Source organism: Microcoleus sp. B3-A4 (assembly GCF_036705385.1).
Taxonomy (GTDB): domain Bacteria; phylum Cyanobacteriota; class Cyanobacteriia; order Cyanobacteriales; family Microcoleaceae; genus Microcoleus.
Window position 1 is genome coordinate 184,576 of sequence record NZ_JAUBUI010000001.1, and the last position, 21,873, is coordinate 206,448.

Annotated in this window: 20 protein-coding genes; 11 read left to right on the plus strand and 9 right to left on the minus strand. The window is 45.1% G+C overall.

What is annotated here, in order from left to right:
• Nucleotides 1-51 precede the first annotated feature (51 nt).
• The gene (locus QUB33_RS00845; protein ID WP_333346006.1) at nt 52-183 is read right to left on the minus strand and encodes a hypothetical protein; all 132 of its coding nucleotides are present in this window, start codon (nt 181-183) and stop codon (nt 52-54) included.
• A gap of 62 nt (nt 184-245) precedes the next feature.
• Here QUB33_RS00845 and QUB33_RS00850 point away from each other — a divergent pair, with 62 nt between their 5' ends.
• From QUB33_RS00850 to pstB, 8 genes are all read left to right on the plus strand, one after another.
• Complete coding sequence (locus tag QUB33_RS00850; RefSeq protein WP_333283122.1) at nt 246-869, plus strand: hypothetical protein; 624 nt, start codon at nt 246-248, stop codon at nt 867-869.
• Nucleotides 870-1,080: 211 nt separating this feature from the next.
• Complete coding sequence (locus QUB33_RS00855; RefSeq protein WP_333346009.1) at nt 1,081-1,287, plus strand: transposase; 207 nt, start codon at nt 1,081-1,083, stop codon at nt 1,285-1,287.
• Nucleotides 1,288-1,639: 352 nt separating this feature from the next.
• Complete coding sequence (locus QUB33_RS00860) at nt 1,640-2,797, plus strand: sulfate ABC transporter substrate-binding protein (RefSeq protein WP_333346012.1); 1,158 nt, start codon at nt 1,640-1,642, stop codon at nt 2,795-2,797.
• A gap of 289 nt (nt 2,798-3,086) precedes the next feature.
• Complete coding sequence (gene iscB, locus QUB33_RS00865; RefSeq protein WP_333346014.1) at nt 3,087-4,370, plus strand: RNA-guided endonuclease IscB; 1,284 nt, start codon at nt 3,087-3,089, stop codon at nt 4,368-4,370.
• Between the two features lie 87 nt (nt 4,371-4,457).
• Complete coding sequence (locus tag QUB33_RS00870; RefSeq protein ID WP_333346017.1) at nt 4,458-5,447, plus strand: PstS family phosphate ABC transporter substrate-binding protein; 990 nt, start codon at nt 4,458-4,460, stop codon at nt 5,445-5,447.
• An 18-nt stretch (nt 5,448-5,465) separates the two neighbouring features.
• On the plus strand, nt 5,466-6,410 hold the full coding sequence (pstC, locus tag QUB33_RS00875) for a phosphate ABC transporter permease subunit PstC (protein WP_333346020.1): 945 nt from the start codon (nt 5,466-5,468) through the stop codon (nt 6,408-6,410).
• A gap of 5 nt (nt 6,411-6,415) precedes the next feature.
• A complete protein-coding gene (gene pstA / locus QUB33_RS00880) occupies nt 6,416-7,312 on the plus strand; it encodes a phosphate ABC transporter permease PstA (RefSeq protein WP_333346022.1) in 897 nt (298 codons plus the stop codon).
• A 37-nt stretch (nt 7,313-7,349) separates the two neighbouring features.
• A complete protein-coding gene (gene pstB, locus QUB33_RS00885; RefSeq protein WP_333346025.1) occupies nt 7,350-8,156 on the plus strand; it encodes a phosphate ABC transporter ATP-binding protein PstB in 807 nt (268 codons plus the stop codon).
• Nucleotides 8,157-8,355: 199 nt separating this feature from the next.
• On the opposite strand, the gene metH is transcribed toward pstB, so the two are convergent.
• A complete protein-coding gene (gene metH / locus QUB33_RS00890) occupies nt 8,356-11,970 on the minus strand; it encodes a methionine synthase (protein ID WP_333346028.1) in 3,615 nt (1,204 codons plus the stop codon).
• Between the two features lie 70 nt (nt 11,971-12,040).
• Here metH and QUB33_RS00895 point away from each other — a divergent pair, with 70 nt between their 5' ends.
• A complete protein-coding gene (locus tag QUB33_RS00895) occupies nt 12,041-12,256 on the plus strand; it encodes a hypothetical protein (RefSeq protein ID WP_333346031.1) in 216 nt (71 codons plus the stop codon).
• A 110-nt stretch (nt 12,257-12,366) separates the two neighbouring features.
• Here the strand turns inward: QUB33_RS00895 and QUB33_RS00900 are convergent, their stop codons facing one another.
• From QUB33_RS00900 to ispE, 4 genes are all read right to left on the minus strand, one after another.
• Nucleotides 12,367-13,125 carry a hypothetical protein gene (locus QUB33_RS00900; RefSeq protein ID WP_333346034.1) on the minus strand — a complete coding sequence of 253 codons (759 nt, stop codon included), beginning with the start codon at nt 13,123-13,125 and terminating at the stop codon, nt 12,367-12,369.
• 293 nt (nt 13,126-13,418) lie between these two features.
• The gene (locus tag QUB33_RS00905) at nt 13,419-14,036 is read right to left on the minus strand and encodes a DUF488 domain-containing protein (protein ID WP_333346037.1); all 618 of its coding nucleotides are present in this window, start codon (nt 14,034-14,036) and stop codon (nt 13,419-13,421) included.
• Nucleotides 14,037-14,111: 75 nt separating this feature from the next.
• Nucleotides 14,112-14,465: a DUF3082 domain-containing protein gene (locus QUB33_RS00910; RefSeq protein WP_333188503.1), complete on the minus strand. Its 354-nt coding sequence runs from the start codon at nt 14,463-14,465 to the stop codon at nt 14,112-14,114.
• 183 nt (nt 14,466-14,648) lie between these two features.
• The gene (gene ispE, locus QUB33_RS00915; protein WP_333346040.1) at nt 14,649-15,626 is read right to left on the minus strand and encodes a 4-(cytidine 5'-diphospho)-2-C-methyl-D-erythritol kinase; all 978 of its coding nucleotides are present in this window, start codon (nt 15,624-15,626) and stop codon (nt 14,649-14,651) included.
• A 90-nt stretch (nt 15,627-15,716) separates the two neighbouring features.
• Between ispE and QUB33_RS00920 the strand changes: the two genes are divergently transcribed.
• Entirely contained in the window at nt 15,717-17,270 is a 1,554-nt protein-coding gene (locus QUB33_RS00920) for an ATP-binding protein (protein WP_333346042.1), read from the plus strand.
• Nucleotides 17,271-17,336: 66 nt separating this feature from the next.
• Here QUB33_RS00920 and QUB33_RS00925 read toward each other — a convergent pair.
• Both QUB33_RS00925 and rsmA read right to left on the minus strand, forming a co-directional pair.
• Nucleotides 17,337-18,855, minus strand: a protein-coding gene (locus tag QUB33_RS00925; RefSeq protein WP_333346045.1) for an IS5 family transposase whose coding sequence is annotated in 2 segments (ribosomal slippage) — nt 17,337-18,530 and nt 18,532-18,855 — 1,518 coding nt in all. Because the reading frame shifts where the segments join, the coding sequence is not laid out codon by codon here.
• Nucleotides 18,856-19,164: 309 nt separating this feature from the next.
• A complete protein-coding gene (rsmA, locus tag QUB33_RS00930) occupies nt 19,165-20,004 on the minus strand; it encodes a 16S rRNA (adenine(1518)-N(6)/adenine(1519)-N(6))-dimethyltransferase RsmA (RefSeq protein ID WP_333346048.1) in 840 nt (279 codons plus the stop codon).
• A gap of 277 nt (nt 20,005-20,281) precedes the next feature.
• Between rsmA and galK the strand changes: the two genes are divergently transcribed.
• A complete protein-coding gene (galK, locus tag QUB33_RS00935; RefSeq protein WP_333346051.1) occupies nt 20,282-21,361 on the plus strand; it encodes a galactokinase in 1,080 nt (359 codons plus the stop codon).
• Here the strand turns inward: galK and QUB33_RS00940 are convergent.
• Nucleotides 21,351-21,725, minus strand: a complete 375-nt coding sequence (locus QUB33_RS00940) for a signal peptidase I (protein ID WP_333346054.1) — start codon at nt 21,723-21,725, stop codon at nt 21,351-21,353. The two genes, galK and QUB33_RS00940, sit on opposite strands and share 11 nt — an antisense overlap.
• Nucleotides 21,726-21,873: the final 148 nt, after the last annotated feature.

Below are 21,873 nucleotides of genomic sequence, written 5' to 3' on the forward strand. Positions count from 1 at the left end.
ATTTCCTGTATACGTCGGGAAACTTTTCTAACGGGATAAAAAATTCATCACTCATAAGTCATCAATCATCAATGATTCGCTAATAGCGGCGGGCTGGTGGGTGATGACTTTTTCGTTTATTTCTTCAGACATAGAGACTGGTTCTTTCCCCAGGCAGATATACTTTCTATCAATCTCAGCCATAATTAATACTTAGTTGAAAGATGGTTAAAAATTAAAGCAACTCTCAGAGGAAAGAAAAACCTATGTCATACGTAAATAGACCTGTAGATAACGTTGGTACCGAACCCGTAGTTGTGAATTCAATGATGGAATACCACGATCGAGTACGTTGGGGTCCGATTTTTTCAGGTTTGGTAATTGCGATCGGCACACAACTGGTGTTAAGTGCATTGGGCGCTGCGATCGGGTTGAGCAACATTGCTAGTTCAGGAGCTCCGCGCAGTATTTCAGGAGACGTGGGTACCGGCGTCGGAATTTGGTCAATTATCAGTTTGTTAATTAGCTTGGCCGTTGGCGGTTGGGTAACTGCTCGCGCTTGCGGCCCGATGAACCGCAACACAGCGCTTTTGAACGGAGCAATTTTGTGGGCAACGACCTTAACAATTGGCTCTTGGCTGTTAGCAAATGGCGTGGCCGGTACTTTTGGCGTAATAGCTGCGAATGCGGGAGAAGCCATTAATCAAGCGCAGCAGGGCGGGGTCGATTTGCCGAACCGAGCACCTAACGTATCTGCTCAGGATGCTCGCAATCTTGCTGGTAATGCTGCAAAAGCTGGTTGGTCGTTCTTGTTCGGCTCGCTATTGGGTTTAGTTGCTTCGATGGTAGGAGCATCTGCTGGTGCGCGCACTCCCCGGAATTACTCGTAAAAGTTTCGTCAGACACGGAAAATTCATATTCATGAAAGCACTTTTTTCAAGGTGCTTTTTTGTTGGTTTAATACGGAAAGTTCATATTCATGAAAGCACTTTTTTCAAGGTGCTTTTTTGTTGGTTTAATTTGGTTTCTAGTTCCCAGGTTCTACCGGGGAACTCATTTCTTGAGGTTCTACCTCCAGGTTTTTACAGCAAATTGCAATCAATGGTTTATCTCGAACAAATCTTACTGCTCCAGTTATGGAAAGCAGCAATTATAGTGATGGATAACTTACCTGTTCATCATGCTAAGACTGTCGAAACTTTGATTAAATCTGTTGGGGTAAACGTGAAATTTTTACCACCTTACTCCCCGGATTTATCACCAATTGAATTGTCAGGAGTCAAAAATCAAAGGGATTATGCCTTCTGAATCTGCCCGAAGTTCAGAGACTCTTGATGCCGCGCTCACCAAAGCCATCAATGGGATTACAGATGAAAATGCTCTCAACTGGTTTAATCATTATGGTCTATTTTGAGAACCAATTAGATAATTTATTTTGTGGTACATCTGATTGCAACTTGCTGTAAGTTAGTCAGTTCTAACTGTTTAGCGACCACGGCGGGCGGGTGTGAGTTTGGACTCTTTGTTATGGTAGCGGCAGGTTAAGACAATTTATTAAGAAAATATTAAGAAAACTGAAAACTCTAATTTGATGACTCTATACTCCTCAAAGTAACTACGCAAACTTGATAAAAATACCGTAGTTAAAGAAAAAGTATCGGTGAATCAACAACAAGTTTGGCAAAATTCAGTGACTTCGATCGTTCAGTCTCTAAAATTTGCGATCGCAGCCAGTTCCCAATTGGTGCGATTTTCTGGGCAATTTCTCAAACAAGCCCAGCATCTAGGACGCTCAGTCCAAGCGTACATCGTCTTGTTTTTACTAGGTGTAATTCTAACTACGTCAATTGCTGCTTGCTCTGCAGCGAGTGGGGCCAATCAAAGCGAGGTCAAGCTCAACCTAGTTTCCTTCTCAGTGACGAAAGCGGCCCATGACCAAATCGTCCCTAAATTTATTGAAAAGTGGAAGAAAGAGCACAACCAAAACGTCATTTTTGAACGCAGTTATGGCGGGTCTTTAGCGCAAACCGAGGATATCATTGCCGGCAAACAAGAAGCCGATGTGGTGCATCTTTCCCTCCCATTAGATGTGCTTCGCATCGAAGAAGCTGGTTTGATTAATTTTGGCTGGGAGGACAGAGTTCCTAGACGGGCAGTAGTTAGTCATTCTGTGGCGGCAATTGTCACCCGAGAAGGCAACCCCAAAGATATTCAAACTTGGGCAGATTTAGCCAGAGAAGATGTAAACGTGATTGCAGCAAATCCTCAAACATCGGGTATTGGCGTTTGGGAATTTTTAGGTCTGTGGGGGTCAGTAACCCAAGCAGGAGGCGAACCTCAACAAGCCCTTGATTTCGTGGGCAAAATCTATAAAAAGATTCCCACCCTAACCAAAGATGCCCGCGAAGCCAGCGACTTATTTTTCCAACAAGGTCAGGGAGATGCCTTAATCACCTATGAAAATGAAGTGATTTTAGCTGGAACTGCAACGAACCAACCCAAAACCAGTTACTTTGTTCCTCCCCTCAATATCTCTATCGATAATCCCGTAGCGATAGTTGATAAAAACGTGGATAAGCATGGAACGAGAGAAGTAGCAGCAGCCTTTGTCGATTTTCTCTATTCAGACGAAGCTCAGCAAGAATTCACCAAATTAGGCTACCGTTCGGTCAATCCCTTTATCGCTCAAGGCGCAGAGGTGCAATTTCCCCCCATTAAAACTTTGTTCAATGCTCAAGATTTAGGAGGGTGGCATTCGATAAAAGAGAAGTTTTTTGCAAACGGTGCCATCTTTGACCAAATTAAGGGAAAGTTCTGAATCTAAACGCCTAATTCACTTTCATTTTTCCAAACTTACACTCAAATGCTGTAAGCAACCCCGGTCTAAAGACACGGGGCTTCAGCAAACAAACTGAAGCCGTGCTTACCCGCCTAAGCCTTAAATGGCTACGTTACGGGGGTCAAAACACCGGAAAATGCGACGCTAGTTTTCCGCTCTGTTGTTTGCAATTAAACAATTCTAAGGTCACTGGAATAGTGTTGCAAGCGTAAAAAGCCCTCATAACATTGGCAAAGCGAACTTTACGAGAAATCGAAGGGACACAACAATGTCTATCCAACCAAATTACGTTTTTGTTTTAGATGCTAACCGCAAACCACTAACACCCTGCAAACCATCTTTGGCACGCAAACTGTTAAAGGTTGGCAAATGTAAAGTTTTCAGACTTTATCCTTTCACTATAATCTTGAAAAAAAATGTAGCTCAAGACCCGCAGCCTGTCACTTTAAAGATTGACCCCGGTTCAAAAGTTACGGGGTTTGCTCTACTTCTGAATTCCAATCTGATTTGGGTAGCCGAACTAACCTATCGCGGGCAAACGATCAAGGCATTGCTAGAATCGCGTCGTTCTCTGCGGCGCAACCGCAGAAGTCGGCAGACAAGGTATCGCCAAGCGAGATTTTTGAACCGAACTAGATCCAAAGGCTGGTTAGCTCCCAGTCTCCAACATCGAGTAGATACGACTTTAACTTGGGTCAACAAACTATCAAAGCTTGCACCCGTTAAGACAATCTTTCAGGAATTGGTTAGGTTTGATTTACAAAAAATGGAAAACCCAGAGATTTCAGGGATTGAGTATCAACAAGGAGAGTTGCAAGGCTACGAAGTCCGCGAGTACCTTCTTGCTAAATGGGATAGGCGGTGCGCTTACTGTGGCATAGAAAATGTACCGCTACAAGTTGAACACATACATCCTAGAGCGTCGGGCGGAAGTAATAGAATATCTAACCTGTGCTTAGCTTGCGAACTTTGCAACACAAAAAAAGGAATTAAAGACATCAAGATATTCTTGGCAAAAAAACCCGATGTTTTGAAAAAAATCGTGGCACAAGCTAAGCGTCCGTTGAAGGATGCCACTGCTGTCAACTCGACTCGATGGGCTTTATTTAATCGCTTAAAAGCGACAGGTAAAGAGATCATTACAAGTTCTGGCGGGTTGACTAAATTCAATCGCATACGGCTGAAACTGACAAAAACCCACTTCTTTGATGCCGCTTGCGTAGGCAATACACCTGAATTTTTCGTGTCAGCGAATCAGCCTTTAAATATCAAAGCGACGGGGCATGGTTCAAGGCAAATGTGTCGCACGGATAAATTTGGATTCCCTTCTAGGTATGTTCCGAGATTTAAGTTTGTGAAGGGTTTCCAGACAGGGGATATTGTAAAAGCCGTTGTTACTTCGGGCAAAAAGATGGGTACTTATACGGGTAGAGTGGCTGTCCGCTCATCTGGCAGTTTTAATGTGTCAACAGCCCAAGGATTAGTCCAAGGCATTAATCACAAATATTGTTTTTCTATTCATCAAAAGGATGGGTACAATTATGGATTTTAAGACTGTTGACGGGATACTAAAGTATCCCGTGTCCCTTTTCCTCCCAGGGCTAAAGCCACTGGGTTTCCAAGCTACCGCGAGGTTTTTATGAAATTTTCTCGTTGGTTTTACCTAATTCCTATCATCATCATGGGCAACCTGATGACGAGTTGTGGCAACTCAGGAGAGAAGGAACAGCAAATCAGCATCGATGGTGGTGCTGTGGGCTTTGGCGTTTCCCTCGCCGTCGCCGAAGAATACCAAAAACTTTATCCCAATGCCCAAGTAAGCGTCGCTGCCAGTGGCACAGGCGGGGGGTTTAGCAAGTTTTGCGCCGGAAACCTTGATATTGCGGGGGCTTCTCGCACCATTAGAGAGGAAGAAATCAAAAAATGTGCCGACAAAGGAATCGAATTTATTGAACTGCCTACGGCTCTTGATGGTCTTGCGGTAGTTGTTAATAAGGAAAATAACTTTGCCAAATGTCTAACGATTAAAGAATTAGACACAATGTGGAATGCCAAATCCGAAGGCAAGATTACCAGTTGGCAGCAAATCAATCCCGACTTTCCCGACGAAAAACTGTTGCTGTTTGCCCCTCCTTCCGATACAGGAACCTTTGATTATTTCACCCAAGCCGTAACGGGTAAAAGGAAAAATAGTCGTACCGACTTTACCCCCAGTCGCAACCAAAATACCCTCGTGCAAGGGGTGATTGGCAATAAATCGGGACTGGCCTATCTGGGAATTGCCTTCTTGCTCCAAAACCAAGACAAATTGAACGGGGTGGCGATTGAAAATGCGAATGGAGAATGTGTTAAACCAGTTCCCCTTGATAACGTTCTGAGAAATATCTATAGCCCCCTCTCTCGCCCCCTATTTATCTACGTCAATAAAAAAGCCCTTGAAACCAATCCTTCCCTTGACAGATTCGTGAAATTCTATTTAGAAAATTCTTGGAAATGGGTAGATGGTGTCGGCTATGTGGCGTTACCCGATGAAGCTTATGTGAAAACTAAGCAAAAATTTGAGCGGCGTGAAACCGGAACGAAATTCCAAAAAGCCAAACCCGGTGAACCCATTACTAACTTTATTTAAGGAGGAAATCTCAAGCCCATGACCCTAAGTCCTAGTTCCTTTGATGACTCCCTTTTGGCTGCGGATGACTTATTGCTTAAGAAGGCTTCTGAAGATGTCCCAGAAAAGATTATTGCTGCGGTTTTATTTGCCTGTGCCTTCGTGTCCGTTGCCACAACCATTGGTATTGTCTGGATTATTTTCCAAGAAACTGTGGGTTTTTTCCAAGAAGTGTCCTTAGCCCAGTTTTTTCTGGATACCCGATGGACTCCCCTGTTTGCCGAAGCCCATTTTGGCATCTGGCCGCTGCTGAACGGAACGTTTTTAACCTCTGCGATCGCTATGGCTGTGGCGGTTCCTTTGGGTTTGTCTTCAGCCATTTACCTGAGTGAATATGCCCAACCGAGAGTGGCAGCAGTGTTACGCCCTGCTGTGGAGTTATTGGGGGGAATTCCCACAGTAGTTTATGGCTACTTTGCTTTGCTCTTTGTCACTCCGGTTCTGCGGCATCTTTTCCCCTTAGAGATTTTTAATGCCCTCAGCGCTGGGTTAATGATGGGCATTATGATCACCCCCACCGTCGGTTCCATCAGCTTAGATGCCATTCAATCCGTTCCCCGTTCTCTGCGGGATGGTTCCTATGCCTTGGGCATTACCAAACTAGAAACCATTTTTAAAGTGGTGCTTCCGTCAGCCTTGTCTGGGATTATGGCTTCGATTATTTTAGGCGTTTCCCGCGCAGTGGGAGAAACCATGACCGTTCTGATTGCGGCTGGATCGCAGCCTCGCCTCACTTGGAATTTCATGGAATCTGTCGCCACCCTGACCGCTTTTATGGCGGAGATTTCGGGGGGAGATAGTCCCAGGGGTAGCCTCAGTTTTAAGACTTTGTATGCGGTGGGAGCAGTTCTGTTCGTGATTACATTGGCTCTCAATATGGCCAGCTTCTGGATTTCTAGTCGCTTTAAGGAAAAATACGACTGATTGCTATGCTTAAATCAACTCCAACAAACAATTCCGTCAACACTGCTGAATTTACCGATAACCTAGAACGCCGAGAAGCGATCGGTAAAGTCTTTGAGTATCTATTCTTAATTGGGTTGCTCATCGGTTTATTTGTCCTCGCCTTACTGGTTCTTAGTATCCTTCATGATGGACTTGGCAGATTGCTAACACCGGGGTTTCTCACGGAAACGCCTTCCCGTTTTGCCGAACGAGGAGGTATCCGTCCAGCCATTATTGGCAGTTTCTTTCTGGGACTGATCGTCCTTGTGGTGGCGGTTCCTATTGGGGTAGGGGCTGCTTTGTACCTAGAGGAATACGCCCCTAAAAAGTGGTGGACTGCCGTGATTGAGATAAATATCGGGAATTTAGCGGGGATTCCTTCTATTGTCTATGGCTTACTGGGTTTAGGGGTCTTTAACTATTTACTAGGGTTTGGGCCTACCTTGATTTCGGGGGCATTAACCCTTGCCCTATTGTCTTTACCTGTCATTATCGTCACGGCGAGGGAGGCCATCCGCGCCGTTCCCGATTCCCTGAGAAATGCTTCCTATGGACTGGGAACTACCAAATGGCAAACCATTCAACACCATGTCTTACCCTATGCCATTCCGGGAATTCTTACGGGGGTGATTATTTCTGTCTCCCGCGCCATGGGGGATGCTGCTTCTTTGGTGGTCGTGGGTGCTGTCAGTTTCCTCACGTTTAATCCGGGTTTATTCCAACGATTTATGGCGTTACCCATTCAAATTTTCAGCTATATCACTCGTCCTGAACCGGGGTTTGCCAGTGCAGCCGCAGCGACTATTATTGTGCTGATTATCTTGATTATGGCGCTTAATGGCGTCGCTATTTATCTGCGCCAACGCTATTCCACCCATTAATTAACTTGAGTTGTCAAGATTAAGGAGACCATTTCAGATGACTGACAGTAAGGCCCACCTCAACACGGATGATAGCGTGTTTGATGCAGAAGGCATAAAGGTTTATTACAGTGGCTTTTTAGCCCTGGTCGATGTCTATATCAAAATTCCCCGTCAAAAAATTGTGGCTTTTATCGGCCCTTCAGGCTGTGGCAAAAGTACCTTATTGCGTTGCTTCAATCGCATGAATGATTTAATCCCTGCTGCCAAGGTGGAAGGGAAACTCATTTACCGCAGCCGTAATATTTACGATCCGCAAGTGAATCCCGTCAAATTGCGGCGACAGGTGGGAATGGTGTTTCAAAGACCGAATCCGTTTCCCAAGAGCATTTATGAAAATATTGCCTATGCCCCCAGAACCAACGGTTATCAAGGAAATCTGGATGAATTAGTGGAATCTTCCCTCAGACAAGCAGCTCTCTGGAAGGAGGTCAAGGACAAGCTGAAAGATAAAGGAACAGCATTATCTGGGGGACAACAACAACGGCTTTGTATTGCCCGCGCGATCGCCATGAAACCCGATGTTTTATTGATGGATGAACCTTGCTCTGCTCTCGACCCCATTTCTACTCGACAAGTTGAAGAACTGTGCTTAGAACTGAAGGAACGATACACAATTATTACAGTGACTCACAATATGCAACAAGCCTCAAGAATCGCAGATGCGACGGCTTTTTTCAATACAGAAACAGACGATGAAGGCAAACGACGCGGCAAATTGGTGGAGTTTGGTTCCACTGAACAAATTTTCGGTTCTCCCCAAACCAAAGAAGCCGAAGAGTACATTAGTGGACGCTTTGGTTAAACGCAAGTGTCAGATTTAGGCGTTACGCATTGTCAGCAATGACATTACCTTCTGGGCCAATACTCCGGACAGTTTTTGGAACGATACTACAAGCTTTATTGCTGTAAGTGGAACCAGAGACTCCGGAGCTGCGTTACCAGGAAGAGCCTGGTAACGAGTATAATTCACCGAGGAATGTGCGCGCGGCGCACCCTAGAAATTAAGCGGTGAAGTATTTAGCTGTTGGGTGATAGGTGATAATTGCGGTTGTTGATTGTTCGGGATAAAGTTGTTCGCTTTCATCCATGTAGAGGTTGATGCGATCGCACTTTAACAATTCCAGTTGCTTGTACTGATCCGCCATATCCGGACAAGCGGGATAGCCGAAACTGTACCGCGAACCGCGATATCTTTGCGCTAACATATCGCGAATGTTGTCCGGTTCTTCGCTAGCAAATCCCAATTCGCGCCGAATTCGCGCGTGGGTCCATTCTGCTACCGCTTCCGCTGTCTGTACCGCTAATCCGTGAAAGTAGAGATAGTCGCTATATTGATTGTTAGCAAATAGCTTTTGCGCGTACTCTGTAGCAATTTCTCCCACTGTCGCTACTTGCATTGGAAATACATCGATTTTACCCGATTCTTTGGGCGCGAAGAAGTCGGCAATGCACAGCCTGCGCGCCGATTTTTGCCGGGGAAATGTGAATGTGGCAGCGGGTGTTGCAGTCACAGGCAAGATGCCTGTGCCACTTTCTTTTGTGGGGCGGGCATCTTGCCCGCCATTGATTATTGTTTGCCCGCCAGCCATGATTTCTGGGTCGTACAAATACAAAGAATTGCCTTCAGCTTGACAGGGAAAATACCCGTAAATTGCTTGCGGATGCAGTAACTTTTCGGCGATGACTTTGTGTTTCAATTCTTCCAAGATGGGATAAACTTTTTCCGCTAAGAAAGCATCGTATTCTTCCCGGGATTGGTCTTTTGGCTTGCGGAACTGCCACTGACCGGCAACTAAGGCTTGCAAATCTAAGTGCCAGAAAATTTCCTCAAAGGGGATGTCTTCCGGCTGCAACAGTTTCGTTCCCCAGAAAGGAGGATTCGGGCGATCGATATCTGCTGCCACTGCTTCGGATCGCCTGGTATCTATCACCACAGGAGTGTCTGCTTTCTTGGCATCTTCTACAGAAGTTTCTGGCGAAGCTTTAGCTTCTTTAACCCCCCCATTATCATGCCCTATTTCATCTAAAAACCCTTGCAAATCTTCCCATTTACCAGCAGATTTTGCTGGCATGAGTTTGTCCATAAAATGCAAGTCGGAAAACGCATCTTTGCCGTAAACGACTTTACCTTTGTAGGTATTTTGGCAGTCTTCATGTACAAACTTGGGAGTCAAAGCAGCGCCGCCCAAAATTACGGGGACGGTGATTCCTTTCTGGTTGAATACTTCAAGATTTTCTTTCATGAATGCGGTAGATTTTACCAGCAAGCCACTCATGGCTATACAGTCAGCTTTGTGCTTTTCGTAGGCTTCGATGATATTGTCAACTGGCTGTTTAATACCCAAGTTAATCACTCGGTAGCCGTTGTTTGATAGGATAATATCAACCAAGTTTTTGCCGATGTCGTGAACGTCGCCTTTGACAGTAGCGATGATGAATGTTCCTTTGGCGTTGTCCCCGGATTCGGACTTTTCCATGTACGGTTCTAAATAGGCAACTGCCGCTTTCATTGTTTCTGCTGACTGCAATACAAATGGCAGTTGCATTTGTCCCGAACCGAATAATTCTCCGACTACTTTCATGCCGTCTAGCAAGAAAGTATTGATAATGTGGAGGGGCGGATAGGTTTCTAATGCTTTGGCGAGTTGGATGTCGAGTCCAATGCGTTCGCCGTCGATGATGTGCTGCTTGAGGCGTTCTTCGACCGGGAGGTTTGCGTCTTCTGTACGATCGCGCTTGGTAGTTTTGCCCGCAAACACCGTTGTCAGGTCGCCCAAGGGGTCGTAAATGCAAATATCGCCGTCAAACTCCCGTTCGTCGTAAATGAGTTTACGGCAGATTTCTTGGTGTTGGGGGTCGATTTTGGCGAGGGGCAAAATCTTATTAGGGCTGACAATTGCCGAGTCCATCCCCGCTTGCATTGCTTCGTGCAAAAACATGGAATTCAAAACTTGCCGCGCCGCCGGATTCAACCCGAAAGAAATGTTAGAAACTCCTAAAATTACGTGACATCCTGGCAATTCTTGGCGGATGCGGCGGATGGATTCGATGGTAGCTTTGCCGTTTTTTCTGTCTTCTTCTATCCCGGTAGAAATTGGCAAAGCTAGGGTGTCAAAAAAGATTTCCTGGGCGGGAATTCCGTAGGCGACGGCGGCGTTATATGCGCGCTGGGCGATCGCAAATTTTTGGTCGGCTGTTCTCGCCATCCCGTCTTCGTCAATCGTCCCGATAACTATGCCCGCGCCGTATTTTTTCGCCAACTCTAAAACTTGATAAAAACGCGGTTCTCCGTCTTCGTAGTTAGTGGAATTTAGCAAGCATTTGCCGCCCGCAACTTTTAAGCCAGCTTCCATCTTTTCCCATTCTGTGGAATCCAGCATTAAAGGGAGAGTTGCATTAGTCACAACGCGGGAAACTAATTCTTTCATGTCTCGCACGCCGTCGCGGCCGACATAATCAACGTTGACATCGAGAATGTGCGCGCCTTCTCGCACTTGTTCCCTGGCCATTGCTACTAAACCGTCCCAGTCTTCGGCGTTTAGCAAATCGCGGCATTTTTTGGAACCGCTGGCGTTGAGTCTTTCGCCGACAATTAAGAAGGAATTCTCTTGTTCGTAGGGTTGGGCGGTGTAAATTGAAGCGGCGGAAGGTTCCCAAGTAAATTCGCGGATTTTGGGTTTAAGAGTTTTGCCAATTTCTGATAGTTCGCGGATGTGATCGTAGCGGGTGCCGCAGCAGCCGCCGATGACTTGCACGCCTAAGTCTTCGACAAAGCGCATCAAGGCCATTTTTAATTCTATTGGCGTGAGTTTGTAGTGCGCGTGGCCGCCGATGTTTTCGGGTAAACCGGCGTTGGGAACGCAGGAAACGACGAAGGGCGAATGTTCGGAAAGGTATTTGACGTGTTCGGCCATGCGATCGGGCCCGGTGGCGCAGTTGAGGCCTAAAATGTCGATCGGGTACGGCTGCAAAATGGCTAGGGCGGCGCTGATGTCGGAACCGACTAACATTGTGCCGGTGGCTTCCATTGTGACTGATACCATTAACGGAATTCGCGCACCTTTTTTCTTAAATACTTCTTCAATGGCATTTAATGCTGATTTAATTTGCAGCACATCTTGACAAGTTTCGACAATAAATAAGTCAACGCCGCCGTCATAAAGTCCTTCTGCTTGTTCGGCAAAAGCGGCGGTGAGAGTGTCGAAATCGATGTGTCCTAATGTCGGCAATTTGGTGCCTGGCCCGATCGATCCTGCGACAAATCGAGGTTTTTCGGGTGTGGAAAATTCGGCGGCGATACCCTTGGCAAGTTCGGCGGCTGTTTTGTTGAGATAATATGCTTTGTCTGCCAAATCGTATTCGGCGAGTACGATGGAAGCAGCGCCAAAGGTGTCTGTTTCGATGACATCGGCCCCTGCTTCGAGGAATCCCCGGTGCACGTTGGCGACGGCTTCCGGCTTGGTGTGGACGAGATATTCGTTGCAGCCTTCGTATTCTTTGCCGCCAAAGTCTTCTGCGGTGAGGTTTTGGACTTGCAGGTTGGTTCCCATTGCGCCGTCGAAGACGATGACGGGGCGTGAGGGGTGGTGGAGGCGATCGAGGAATCTGCTATTCATAAGCGGTAAAAAAAACGCAGGTGCTATATATTTACAATTTTATCTATTGTGCAATATTGTCAACAATTATGTGACTGTTGGCAAACGACTAATTACTGAAGGATTTAATGCTGCTGACAATAGTTCGATCGTACCTGTAATTTTACCGATCGCCCTGGATAAGTGTCAAAATTCTGTTGTGGGTGAGGCTGCGGGGGGAAAACCGGCGAGTTGCAAGGGATTTTTTCGCTTAACTGCTGACGAATTTTGCCAAAATGCGATCGCCACAATTAAACGAGTTATATAGCAATCCTTGCAGGAGTCGTAAACTTTTACCCCACCCCAACCCTCCCCAAACCCGCTGGCCGTCCGTAATAAATTCACAAATGATGCGAGAATTGCTATCTAACTAAAGCATTAAGATTTCTTTCTCATTTTTCTGTTTGAAGGCCTTTTAGGCAGTCGTTTAATTTCACTTTTCCCTCCTGGAAATTCTACTTCTTTGATGTTTTCTTCTAGTTCTTCTATAATTTCTAAATCCACAATTTCAACCTTGCCCCCGCTGATTTCTTCTTCTTCCTCAATCTCCTCCGAATTCGGTGGATTTGCGATTAAGTGCACGGCTAACCCAGAAGCTTGAACCGACAATTCTTCATTTTTTTCATTAATTTCAACTTCTCCCATTCCCTGATCTATTTCCGCCGCCACTAAATCTCCCTCGAAAGCCGGAAAATCATTAAGTTCTTGACTAATTTCAGTTTCTCTAATTGGCTTTTCTACTAGCTGCATTGATAACTGCTGGTTTTCCCTTGACAATTCATCAACCTTAGTCGCAAGCATTCTAATCTGTTCGTTGAGAATGCGAATTTCTCGGTTTTGCTGCTGAATCATTTCTTCGGCCTCAGCAAGAGTTCGATTTCTCTCTAATATCACTTCATTTTTAGTTTCTAATTCCAAAGCGCTCATAGCCGCTTTAATTACATTATAAAAATGCGGTTTAGATACATCAACTTGTTTAGCATTATGGCGACTTTTCCCCAAAAGTCCAATCTTTTCTCCTTGCTTAACAGCCAAAACAAAACCTTGATGATTTTTTATTTTTAATTCTTTGACAAAATCTACTTGAACTAAACTGCAAATATATTTGTGACAGTCAAAATAAAATTCTGCTTTCATCAAAAAGCACCCCTTTCTGCTACAGTCCCGCAGAATTATAGCATGAACAACGTTAAAACTCGAACAAAATTTATAAAAATAGGGTGGGCGCGGAGGGCTGTACCCTAATTTATAAATGTAGGCGATGTCAAGAGTTGTTCAGGACTTATGCGAAAAATGGTTTGACGCGCTACTTCTAGCAGTAATGGGCGCACTGCGCTCCTAAAAAATTAGGTTTTGCGGGCAGGAATTTAAATATTGTGGCTTAGCAAAATTTGCCAATTGCGACATATTTGATAAATTAATTAATTGCTTTATTTGCTGACATAAGCGATTTCCCATCCGTGACGATAATAAGCTGTTTCTAAATCAACCCTTTCAGTTTTAAGATCAGGTTCTAATTCAAACAAGCTTAGCTGAATCGGCTCAGATTTTTTGGAACCTTTGTTAAACTTGCTCAAAAGTCTTTCTTCTAAATGCTGGTGCGATTCTAAATTGCCATCTGACAGAATGTGATGAATTTGTAAATTAAATACTTTAAGTTTGTGGCAAACTAAAATAGTCCTATGACAAGTAATTGGGTCTTTTTCCGCACACATTAAACTTATTTTATAATTGGCTGCGCCTTTGAGTAAGCGCTGCATTCCTTGCGAAAATAGAGGAGTTGCTGCTATGCGATCGTATAAAGCTTTACCGCTACTATCGTAACAGCTTAAATCCTCTGGTTTCGCGCCCAACTCTTTGCCTAAAAAAACATATTGAATGCCGACACTTGAGAGAGAAGCTTTAATTTCTGATTTATTAAAATGAGGTAAATAGCGGCTAAAAGGATGCGATCGCACGTCCGCAACCGCCGTAATTCCGTGTTGTTGCAGCAGCAAAACAAACGCTTCAATACTTAGATTGGAGTGTCCGATCGTAAATAATTCCATTGCTTCGATCTTACTATGCAGTCTTTGGCTTGCGGATGAAAGTTTGTGTAGCCCAGTTTTTGCAATTGGTAGACTTCAAGCTGTAGGTTTCTTTAGCAACTTTTGAATTAAAAGTTGCACAGCCAGCAGCATCAAACCCAAAGATGCAAAAGCAAAAACACCCGCGCCTAAAGCCACAATTCCCATAACTAAAGTTCGCACAGCCGCGCCAATATTAATCGCCGTCACATTGTCAGAATGAATGGGGGAATTTGCAAAAGTTTGGACGATCGACAAAGTTAGCGCGTACAAAGCCGCCGCAAAGCCACCCGCGATCAGCGAACCCATCACGCACCGCAAAATCGTCGGCGGCGTGGAAGATGCAGAGGTTGCATCTCCAGCCGAACTCAGAGGTTTAGAAGTAGAATTTGGATTAGTTAAATCAGTCATGGCGATTTTAGATTTTAGATTTTAGATTTTAGATTTTTGGTTAATTTACCAAAACTAAAATCGGTGTTGCATGACATTTTATCAGTTCTTCGATCTCAATAGACTCTGCGAAAAGTTAGATTAATCTTGACCCTCGCCTGTTAGACACCTTTAACGGGCGATGGCGATCGCAATCTCTTCGAGTTACACCCTCGAAATCGGCGGTTTCGTCTCGTTTCCCTCCGAAAAAATCTGAATTCCAGTATTGCTAAACTGTGCTACCCAAAAATCCAAATCTGGAGAAGCGATCGCAGTTTTAACCCGTTCCATAACTTGCTGAGCCTGCTCTGAAGACTCGGCCAGCGCAAACACCGTCGGCCCGGAACCCGACATCATCGTTCCCAAAGCCCCCGCCGACTCAAAAGCCTGCCGCAACTGCAACACCTGCGGGTACACGGGCAAAGCAACTTTTTCTAAATCGTTGTGTAGCAATTGACCAATTTTCGATCGATCTTTTTGGGCGATCGCCCCCACCATCGGGCCCGAATGCAGCCGTTCCCGGCGGCAGTCCAAATCTGCAGCTGCACAATAGGAACTACTGAATTGCTGGCGATAAGTTTGATACGCCCATGCGCTAGAAATACTGAGGTTGCGGTACTTTGCCAACACCACAAAAAAGCCGCCCAAATCAGGTAGCGGCGACAGTTTATCTCCGCGACCAGTTGCCAAAGCCGTACCTCCAGCAATGCAAAAAGGCACATCCGAACCCAAAGTTCCCCCCAACTCTTGCAACTCCGACTGAGTAAGTCCCAATTGCCACAGCAAATCCATCCCGACTAAAACCGCAGCCGCATTGGCCGAACCGCCGGCAAGCCCCGCCGCCACTGGAATCTGCTTGTGAATGGCAATTTCGACTCCGCCGTATTTCGCCAAAGCATCGGGGAATTGCTTCGCCAACAAATCCGCCGCCCGGTAGGCCAGGTTATTCTTATCGGGAGGGACTTGGGGGTGATCGCAGCGCACGCGAATCGTGTCCGTACCGATCGCGCGCAAGTCAATTCGATCGGCTAAATCTATGCTTTGAAGTACCATCGCCAGTTCGTGATATCCGTCGGGGCGATCGCCTATGATTTCCAGATACAGATTGATTTTTGCTGAAGCTAGCAGAGAATATGAACGCATAGGTGATTAAGCCGCAGGTGAAAGAAACCCCTGGTTGAAATTAATTGACACCAGTCCCCGTCCATTTTCTCACAACTCAAAGGAAAAATTATGCAGGAAATGTGGAAAACTTTTTTTAGTTCCGGGTCATTTATTCCTCACGGTCACTGCTATCTCTGGCAGACCCCGTTAGTCTGGCTTCACGTTGCCTCAGATTCGATCATTGCACTAGCGTATTTCTCTATCCCGATTACACTGATTTATTTTATTTCCAAACGCGAAGATTTGCCCTTTGACTGGATCTTTGCCATGTTTGGAGGCTTTATCGTCGCCTGCGGGATCACTCACATATTTGAAGTCTGGACGCTTTGGCATCCTACCTATTGGCTTTCAGGAACAATGAAAGCAATTACTGCCGTTATTTCCTTTGCTACAGCCATACTTTTGGTAGACTTAATCCCTCAAGCCCTAGCACTTGCCAGTCCTGCACAGTTAGAATTCGCCAACCGACTCCTAGAAGCGGAAATTGTCGATCGCCAATTAGCAGAAGTGGCACTACAAAAAGCTAAAGAAGAATTAGAAATTAGAGTTGAGGAACGCACCGCAGAGTTAAAGTCTCAAACTCAACATTTAGAATTCGCCAACCGACTCCTAGCATCGGAAATTGTCGATCGCCAATTAGCCGAAGCTGCACTACAAAAAGCTAAAGAAGAATTAGAAAATCGAGTTGAAGAACGCACCGCAGAGTTAAAATCTCAAACTCAACAGCTCGAACAAGCCTTGTCTGAATTGAAGCAGGCTCAATCCCAGCTAATTCATAGCGAAAAAATGTCATCTTTGGGGCAATTGGTCGCTGGGGTTGCTCATGAAATCAACAATCCCATTAACTTTATTTACGGCAATGTTACTTACGTTCGCGAGTATACCGAGACTTTGTTAGACCTGCTCAATATTTATCAAGAGCAGTATCCAAATCCCTTACCCCAAGTTAAAGAAAAACTCAAGTCTGTAGATTTAGATTTTCTCATATCTGACCTGCCAGAAATATTACTTTCTCTGAAAAACGGCGCCGAGCGCATTCTCGGTATTGTCAAGTCGCTGCGAATTTTTGCTCGCCATGACGAAGCAGAAAGGAAATTAGCCAATATTCATGAAGGAATTGACAGTACACTGATGATTTTGCAAAGTCGATTGAATGCTCAGCCAGGTTTGTCGAGCATTCAAGTTATCAAAGAATATGGCACTTTACCGAAAATAGAGTGCTATCCCGGACAGCTAAATCAAGCGTTTATGAATATCCTGGCTAATGCTATTGATGCTTTAGAAGAAGACAGTCATAGCGAGTCGATTGCCGCCAATGAAGCTAATCCCCGCCTCATCAAAATTTCTACAAAACTTTTAGACAGTGAAATGGTAGAAATCAGAATTAGCAACAACGGCCCCGAAATAACTGAATCGGTGATAAAGCACTTATTTAATCCCTTTTTTACCACTAAACCAGTAGGGAAAGGCATGGGATTGGGTTTATCCATCGGCTATCAAATTATCACCGTAAGACATCTAGGCGAATTGCAGTGTATTTCTGCACCAGGGAAAGGAACGGAATTTATTATTAAAATTCCTATGACCCTAGAATACACCTTAAAAAATGCACAAAAGACCTAAATTTAACTGCCCAAAATTCCCGATGCCGTGGCACTAAATAGGGCTTGCTGAATAATTGATCGCAAACTAAGAACAGGAGCTCACGATATCTGAAAGCTGGGTTAAATATAAGTTTTTTCTGTATCGATTCCACCAAATATAATGGTAGATTATCTTCCACCCAAAAACAGGTGTTCTTTTTCCAAATAAATATAAAAACACACAAAAAACCCGGCGCCACCAGGTAGTAAGGTTGATGACCAAAAAAGTAATTGCAATAACTGTAGCAGATGTATTATCAAGTTTTGCCATCACTCGATTGAGACCGAATCTTCGTTTTCCTTGCCCAAATTTGCCCTCGATTGCATTTCTAATTCTTTCATCTTCTAAAGCTTGCTTCTTTTTTGCTTTACTCACATTTGCTGGAGGTCTTCCTAAAGGAGGTCCACTGATTCTAATTCCTTTTTCTTTACACCATGCTCGGTTTTCCCGATTTCGGTAAATGCGATCTGCATGAACTGACTCTGGATAGTATCCCGTGAATCTATAATAAGCTTCTACTTGGGCTTTTAAGTCCCCTGATTCGTTAAAACTATCCCAGCTCATCCGGTCTAAAAATACATATCCTTCAAAACAACTGGCCGATAGTTTAGCTCCAAACTCTACCCTTTTTCCTGCTTTTCCTCTGACAATAGGACGAATGTGGGGTTGGCTTAAACTTACTATTCTATCCTCAATGCTCTGTTTATTGTTATCAAATAACCACTGTTGTTGGCGAGTGACTTCTGTGAGGACTAGCAAGGTTTTATATTGCTGTTTGTTCAAATTTTCTAGGGTCGCACCTGAATCGATTAGCTGTTCAATATGAGCTAAGTTTCTTTTGATATATTGAAGTTGTTTTTTAATTGCCTGTCTTCTTTTGTTGCGTGTGGGTCGTCTTTGTTTCGCTACTGCTAAGTAGTCTTTTTTGGCTATATTACGGTAGGTTCTTGGTTTTTTAGGGGTTTTTTCTTTGATTTGTTTATACAGAATGTCTATAATTTTTTCTGTATGAACTCTGGCTCTGTTTAATAGTCCTAAGTCGGTCGGATAACTAATGTCGGCTGGGGCGCAGGTTGCATCTACGATCAACTTACCGCGATTGGGTGACTCATTTTTGGCGTCCGAATCCTTTTTTTTTTCTGGTTTGACAGGCGTGATGTCTCGCATTTTTTCAACCATGCGTTCGTTCACTTTATTAATTAGGTTGGGACTGATTCGTTGCCGAAAATGTACGGCGGGGTGATGGGTCAAATGGTAGTTCATTGCTGTAGCTTGATTGACCGATGAAGTATTGCAGATAGGGGTTTTCGCGGATCTGTTCTACTGTTTCGCGATCGCTAAGTCCTAATTTTTCTTTAATAATTAATGCCCCCAATGCCATCCGAAAGGATTTAGCTGGTGCCCCCTTTTCTGTGGGGAAGTTGGCCGCATATTCTGATTCAAATTCATCCCACGGGATTATTTGGGCTATTCTTACCCAACGGTTATCTGCTGACAACCTTCCTCCGAAAGGCAGTTCAAACTCGGATGGGGGACTTGGGGCAAGCTCAGTTTTTTTGTACACGATCGCAGGTGGTGATGCAAGGCTTTTGACCTATTCTACCTATTTATCTTGCACTTTACTCTCGATCGCACGCTCTCTTAACCCAGACCACGTAAAGTGCGATAGATTATTCAGCAAGCCCTAAATATCGGATAACTCTTCCCACCTCAACATTACTTAATGTAAGTTTATGGCTGTATCAAACTTCGTATTGCACCGACCTACTTTGAGATAAAAAACTATATCCAGTCCTGTGGATGATCGGTAAAAAAGCTGTTTATATTCAGGCCTTAGAGTCTTTATTCAATAGCTAGAGGACTGAATACCTAACTAAAAATTATTAAGATTTGTCTGACTGGAGATAATATTATTACTCAAACTTACCCATTGAGCCACGCTTAAATCTTCTGCGCGAGATTGAGGATTTACCTGTAACTCTTCTAACAGTTGAACCAGTTTATCTAAGTCCACAGCCCCTTTCAAATTATTTCGCAGCATCTTGCGCTTGCTACCAAATCCCAACTTAACTAAATTCTCCAAATAGCGCGGATTAACCGCCGCAGTTTCTATCTGTCTGGGAAGCAGCCGCACCACAGCAGAATCGACTTTTGGCGGCGGAAAAAAGTCTTTAGACGGCACATCGCAAATTAACTCGCATTCTGCTAAATATTGCACCCGCACCGACAGCGCGCCAAAAGCTGTCGAGCCCGGTTTAGCGTAAAGCCTTTGGGCCACTTCTTTCTGCACTAACAGCACGATCGAATCGAAGGGTTTAGCAGCAGGAACAGATATCGTTCCCAGCAGTTTTTGCAGAATCGGGCCGGTGATATTATAAGGAATATTGGCAACAACTTTATTGGGATTTTGGAATTTGGGAAAAGCCGTTAGTTCCGCCTCTAAGTCCATTTCCAGGATGTCGCCTTGCAGCAGTAAAAAATTGTCGGTTTTGCCGAGTTGTTTGGCTAGCTTGAGACACAAATCTCGATCAATCTCCACAGCAACAACAGACTCAGCCGCAGGCAGCAAGCGTCGAGTCAAAATCCCCGTGCCCGGCCCAATTTCCAGGACGCGATCGCGATCCAAAGAAGCCGCTTTCACAATCTTATCTAAGGCTTTCTCGCTTTTGAGCCAATGTTGAGCAAACTGTTTTCGGGGTCTGGTCGATCGCATTTTTTGAATTTTTGGAGAAATCTTAGCCTGTCATTCTATCACAGCTCAATATCTTTTCCCAACCTACGCTGATGTTTATTTTTGTTAACAGGGGTTGAATTAACCAAAAAAATTGGGCACTATAATAAGGACAAAGGATAAAAAATAAATTTATTTCTTCCCAATTACCAACAGCACAACACCTAAGTCACGGAGACACGGATAGCTGTTTTTCCAAATAACCAATAAGAAATAACCAATAACAAATAACCAAGAACCAATTACCACTTCCCCAAAAATGAAATTCCAACGAGTATTTGGTACATTACCCAAAACCACAGCCAGCGCCCCCGGCCGAGTAAACCTGCTGGGCGAACACACAGACTACAACGATGGATTTGTACTTCCAACTGCGATTCCCCAGCGCACAACAGTACAAATCGGCTTCAGCAGTGACGATCGACACCATTTTTATTCAGCAGAATATGACGAACTCATAAATTATTCAGACGAAGATACCATACCGCAAAAATTCGTCAGTTATATCTGTGGCTGCCTGAGACTTGTAGAAAAAGAAGGATACAAAATACCGCCAATAAATCTCTACATTACCTCGACTGTGCCCATCGGAGCCGGTTTGTCCAGCAGCGCCGCTTTAGAAATAGCCACCCTCAGAGGACTGCGCGCGCTGCTGAACCTCCCCCTAGACGATGTGCGCCTAGCTCAAATCGGACAGCAAGTCGAAATCCGGTATGCCGGCTTGAACTGCGGCATCATGGATCAAATGGCGTCGAGTTTAGCAGACACCAACACCATGCTATTGATCGACACCCGGAGCCTCGAATGCCGGCCGATACCTTTTCCCACAAACACAGAAATTTTAATAATTGACAGTGGCGAAAGCCACGAGCTGGCCGCAGGAAGCGGCTACAATCAGCGACGCGCCGAGTGCGAGGAATCCGCGCGGATATTGGGAGTTAAAGCTCTCAGGGATATCGCCGACCCCCAAGCTGTCGAAGTATTACCGGAACCCCTCAGAAGGCGAGCGCGGCACGTCGTTACCGAAAACAACCGCGTGCTAGAAGCGGTAAAATCTTTGCCAGCAAAACGTTTTGGCGAGTTAATGAATGCTTCCCATGCCAGTCAGCGCGACGACTACGAAGTTTCGGTGCCGGCAGTAGACACGCTGGCGGCAATCTTGCAGTCAATCCCCGGAGTCTTCGGCGCAAGGCTGACGGGCGGAGGTTTTGGCGGTGCTTGCGTAGCCTTGGTGGAGAGTGGGAAAGCGGGTGCGATCGCATCCGAGGCGATCGATCGCTACCAGCGCGCAGGTTATAGCGGCCGCGTTTTGGTTCCTGAAGTTAAAGTTACTTCTTAACTCCAGAACTATCTCCCGACAGGGAAGGCCACCGCACAGTCACGATCACCGAATCCTCCTCGGCAGACCAATAATGAGGCACTCCCGGCAGCCAGAGAGCATAATCTCCTTCGCGAGACAGCAAGATTTCTTGCTCTGGAAATTGCAGGCGAAACCGCCCTTTTACCAGGATAGAAAGCGTCGTGGCTTCCGCATTTACCGCCCACTGAGTCCTACAATCTCCGGCGGGGTGAGTGCCCCATTTTACCTCTAAAACAGAAGTCGATCGCGGGTCATCTTCAGGCGTCATAAAGTGACCCGCAAACCAACCGCCCCGACTTGCACCTTCAGCGCCCGCATTTCCGAAAACCACTTGAGATGACATCAGCTAATCAGGTAAACAACAAAGATGGTTAAATCTGACATCTTGCACCGTTTTCCATAAGCTTTTTATGGGCGGGCAGGATGCCCACCCCACAAGAAATTGACTCTTTGTGGAACAGGCATCTTGCCTGTTCTGAGAATGGTGCAAG

Bases quoted from the DNA above. Each gene is read 5' to 3' on its own strand.
- pstB (WP_333346025.1), top strand. From the start codon at position 7,350: ATGACTGACAGTAAGGCCCACCTCAACACGGATGATAGCGTGTTTGAT.
- rsmA (WP_333346048.1), bottom strand. From the start codon at position 20,004: ATGCGATCGACCAGACCCCGAAAACAGTTTGCTCAACATTGGCTCAAA.
- QUB33_RS00850 (WP_333283122.1), top strand. From the start codon at position 246: ATGTCATACGTAAATAGACCTGTAGATAACGTTGGTACCGAACCCGTA.
- QUB33_RS00920 (WP_333346042.1), top strand. From the start codon at position 15,717: ATGCAGGAAATGTGGAAAACTTTTTTTAGTTCCGGGTCATTTATTCCT.
- QUB33_RS00905 (WP_333346037.1), bottom strand. From the start codon at position 14,036: ATGGAATTATTTACGATCGGACACTCCAATCTAAGTATTGAAGCGTTT.
- metH (WP_333346028.1), bottom strand. From the start codon at position 11,970: ATGAATAGCAGATTCCTCGATCGCCTCCACCACCCCTCACGCCCCGTC.
- pstA (WP_333346022.1), top strand. From the start codon at position 6,416: ATGCTTAAATCAACTCCAACAAACAATTCCGTCAACACTGCTGAATTT.
- pstC (WP_333346020.1), top strand. From the start codon at position 5,466: ATGACCCTAAGTCCTAGTTCCTTTGATGACTCCCTTTTGGCTGCGGAT.
- ispE (WP_333346040.1), bottom strand. From the start codon at position 15,626: ATGCGTTCATATTCTCTGCTAGCTTCAGCAAAAATCAATCTGTATCTG.
- iscB (WP_333346014.1), top strand. From the start codon at position 3,087: ATGTCTATCCAACCAAATTACGTTTTTGTTTTAGATGCTAACCGCAAA.
- galK (WP_333346051.1), top strand. From the start codon at position 20,282: ATGAAATTCCAACGAGTATTTGGTACATTACCCAAAACCACAGCCAGC.
- QUB33_RS00870 (WP_333346017.1), top strand. From the start codon at position 4,458: ATGAAATTTTCTCGTTGGTTTTACCTAATTCCTATCATCATCATGGGC.
- QUB33_RS00855 (WP_333346009.1), top strand. From the start codon at position 1,081: ATGGTTTATCTCGAACAAATCTTACTGCTCCAGTTATGGAAAGCAGCA.
- QUB33_RS00940 (WP_333346054.1), bottom strand. From the start codon at position 21,725: ATGTCATCTCAAGTGGTTTTCGGAAATGCGGGCGCTGAAGGTGCAAGT.
- QUB33_RS00845 (WP_333346006.1), bottom strand. From the start codon at position 183: ATGGCTGAGATTGATAGAAAGTATATCTGCCTGGGGAAAGAACCAGTC.
- QUB33_RS00910 (WP_333188503.1), bottom strand. From the start codon at position 14,465: ATGACTGATTTAACTAATCCAAATTCTACTTCTAAACCTCTGAGTTCG.
- QUB33_RS00900 (WP_333346034.1), bottom strand. From the start codon at position 13,125: ATGAAAGCAGAATTTTATTTTGACTGTCACAAATATATTTGCAGTTTA.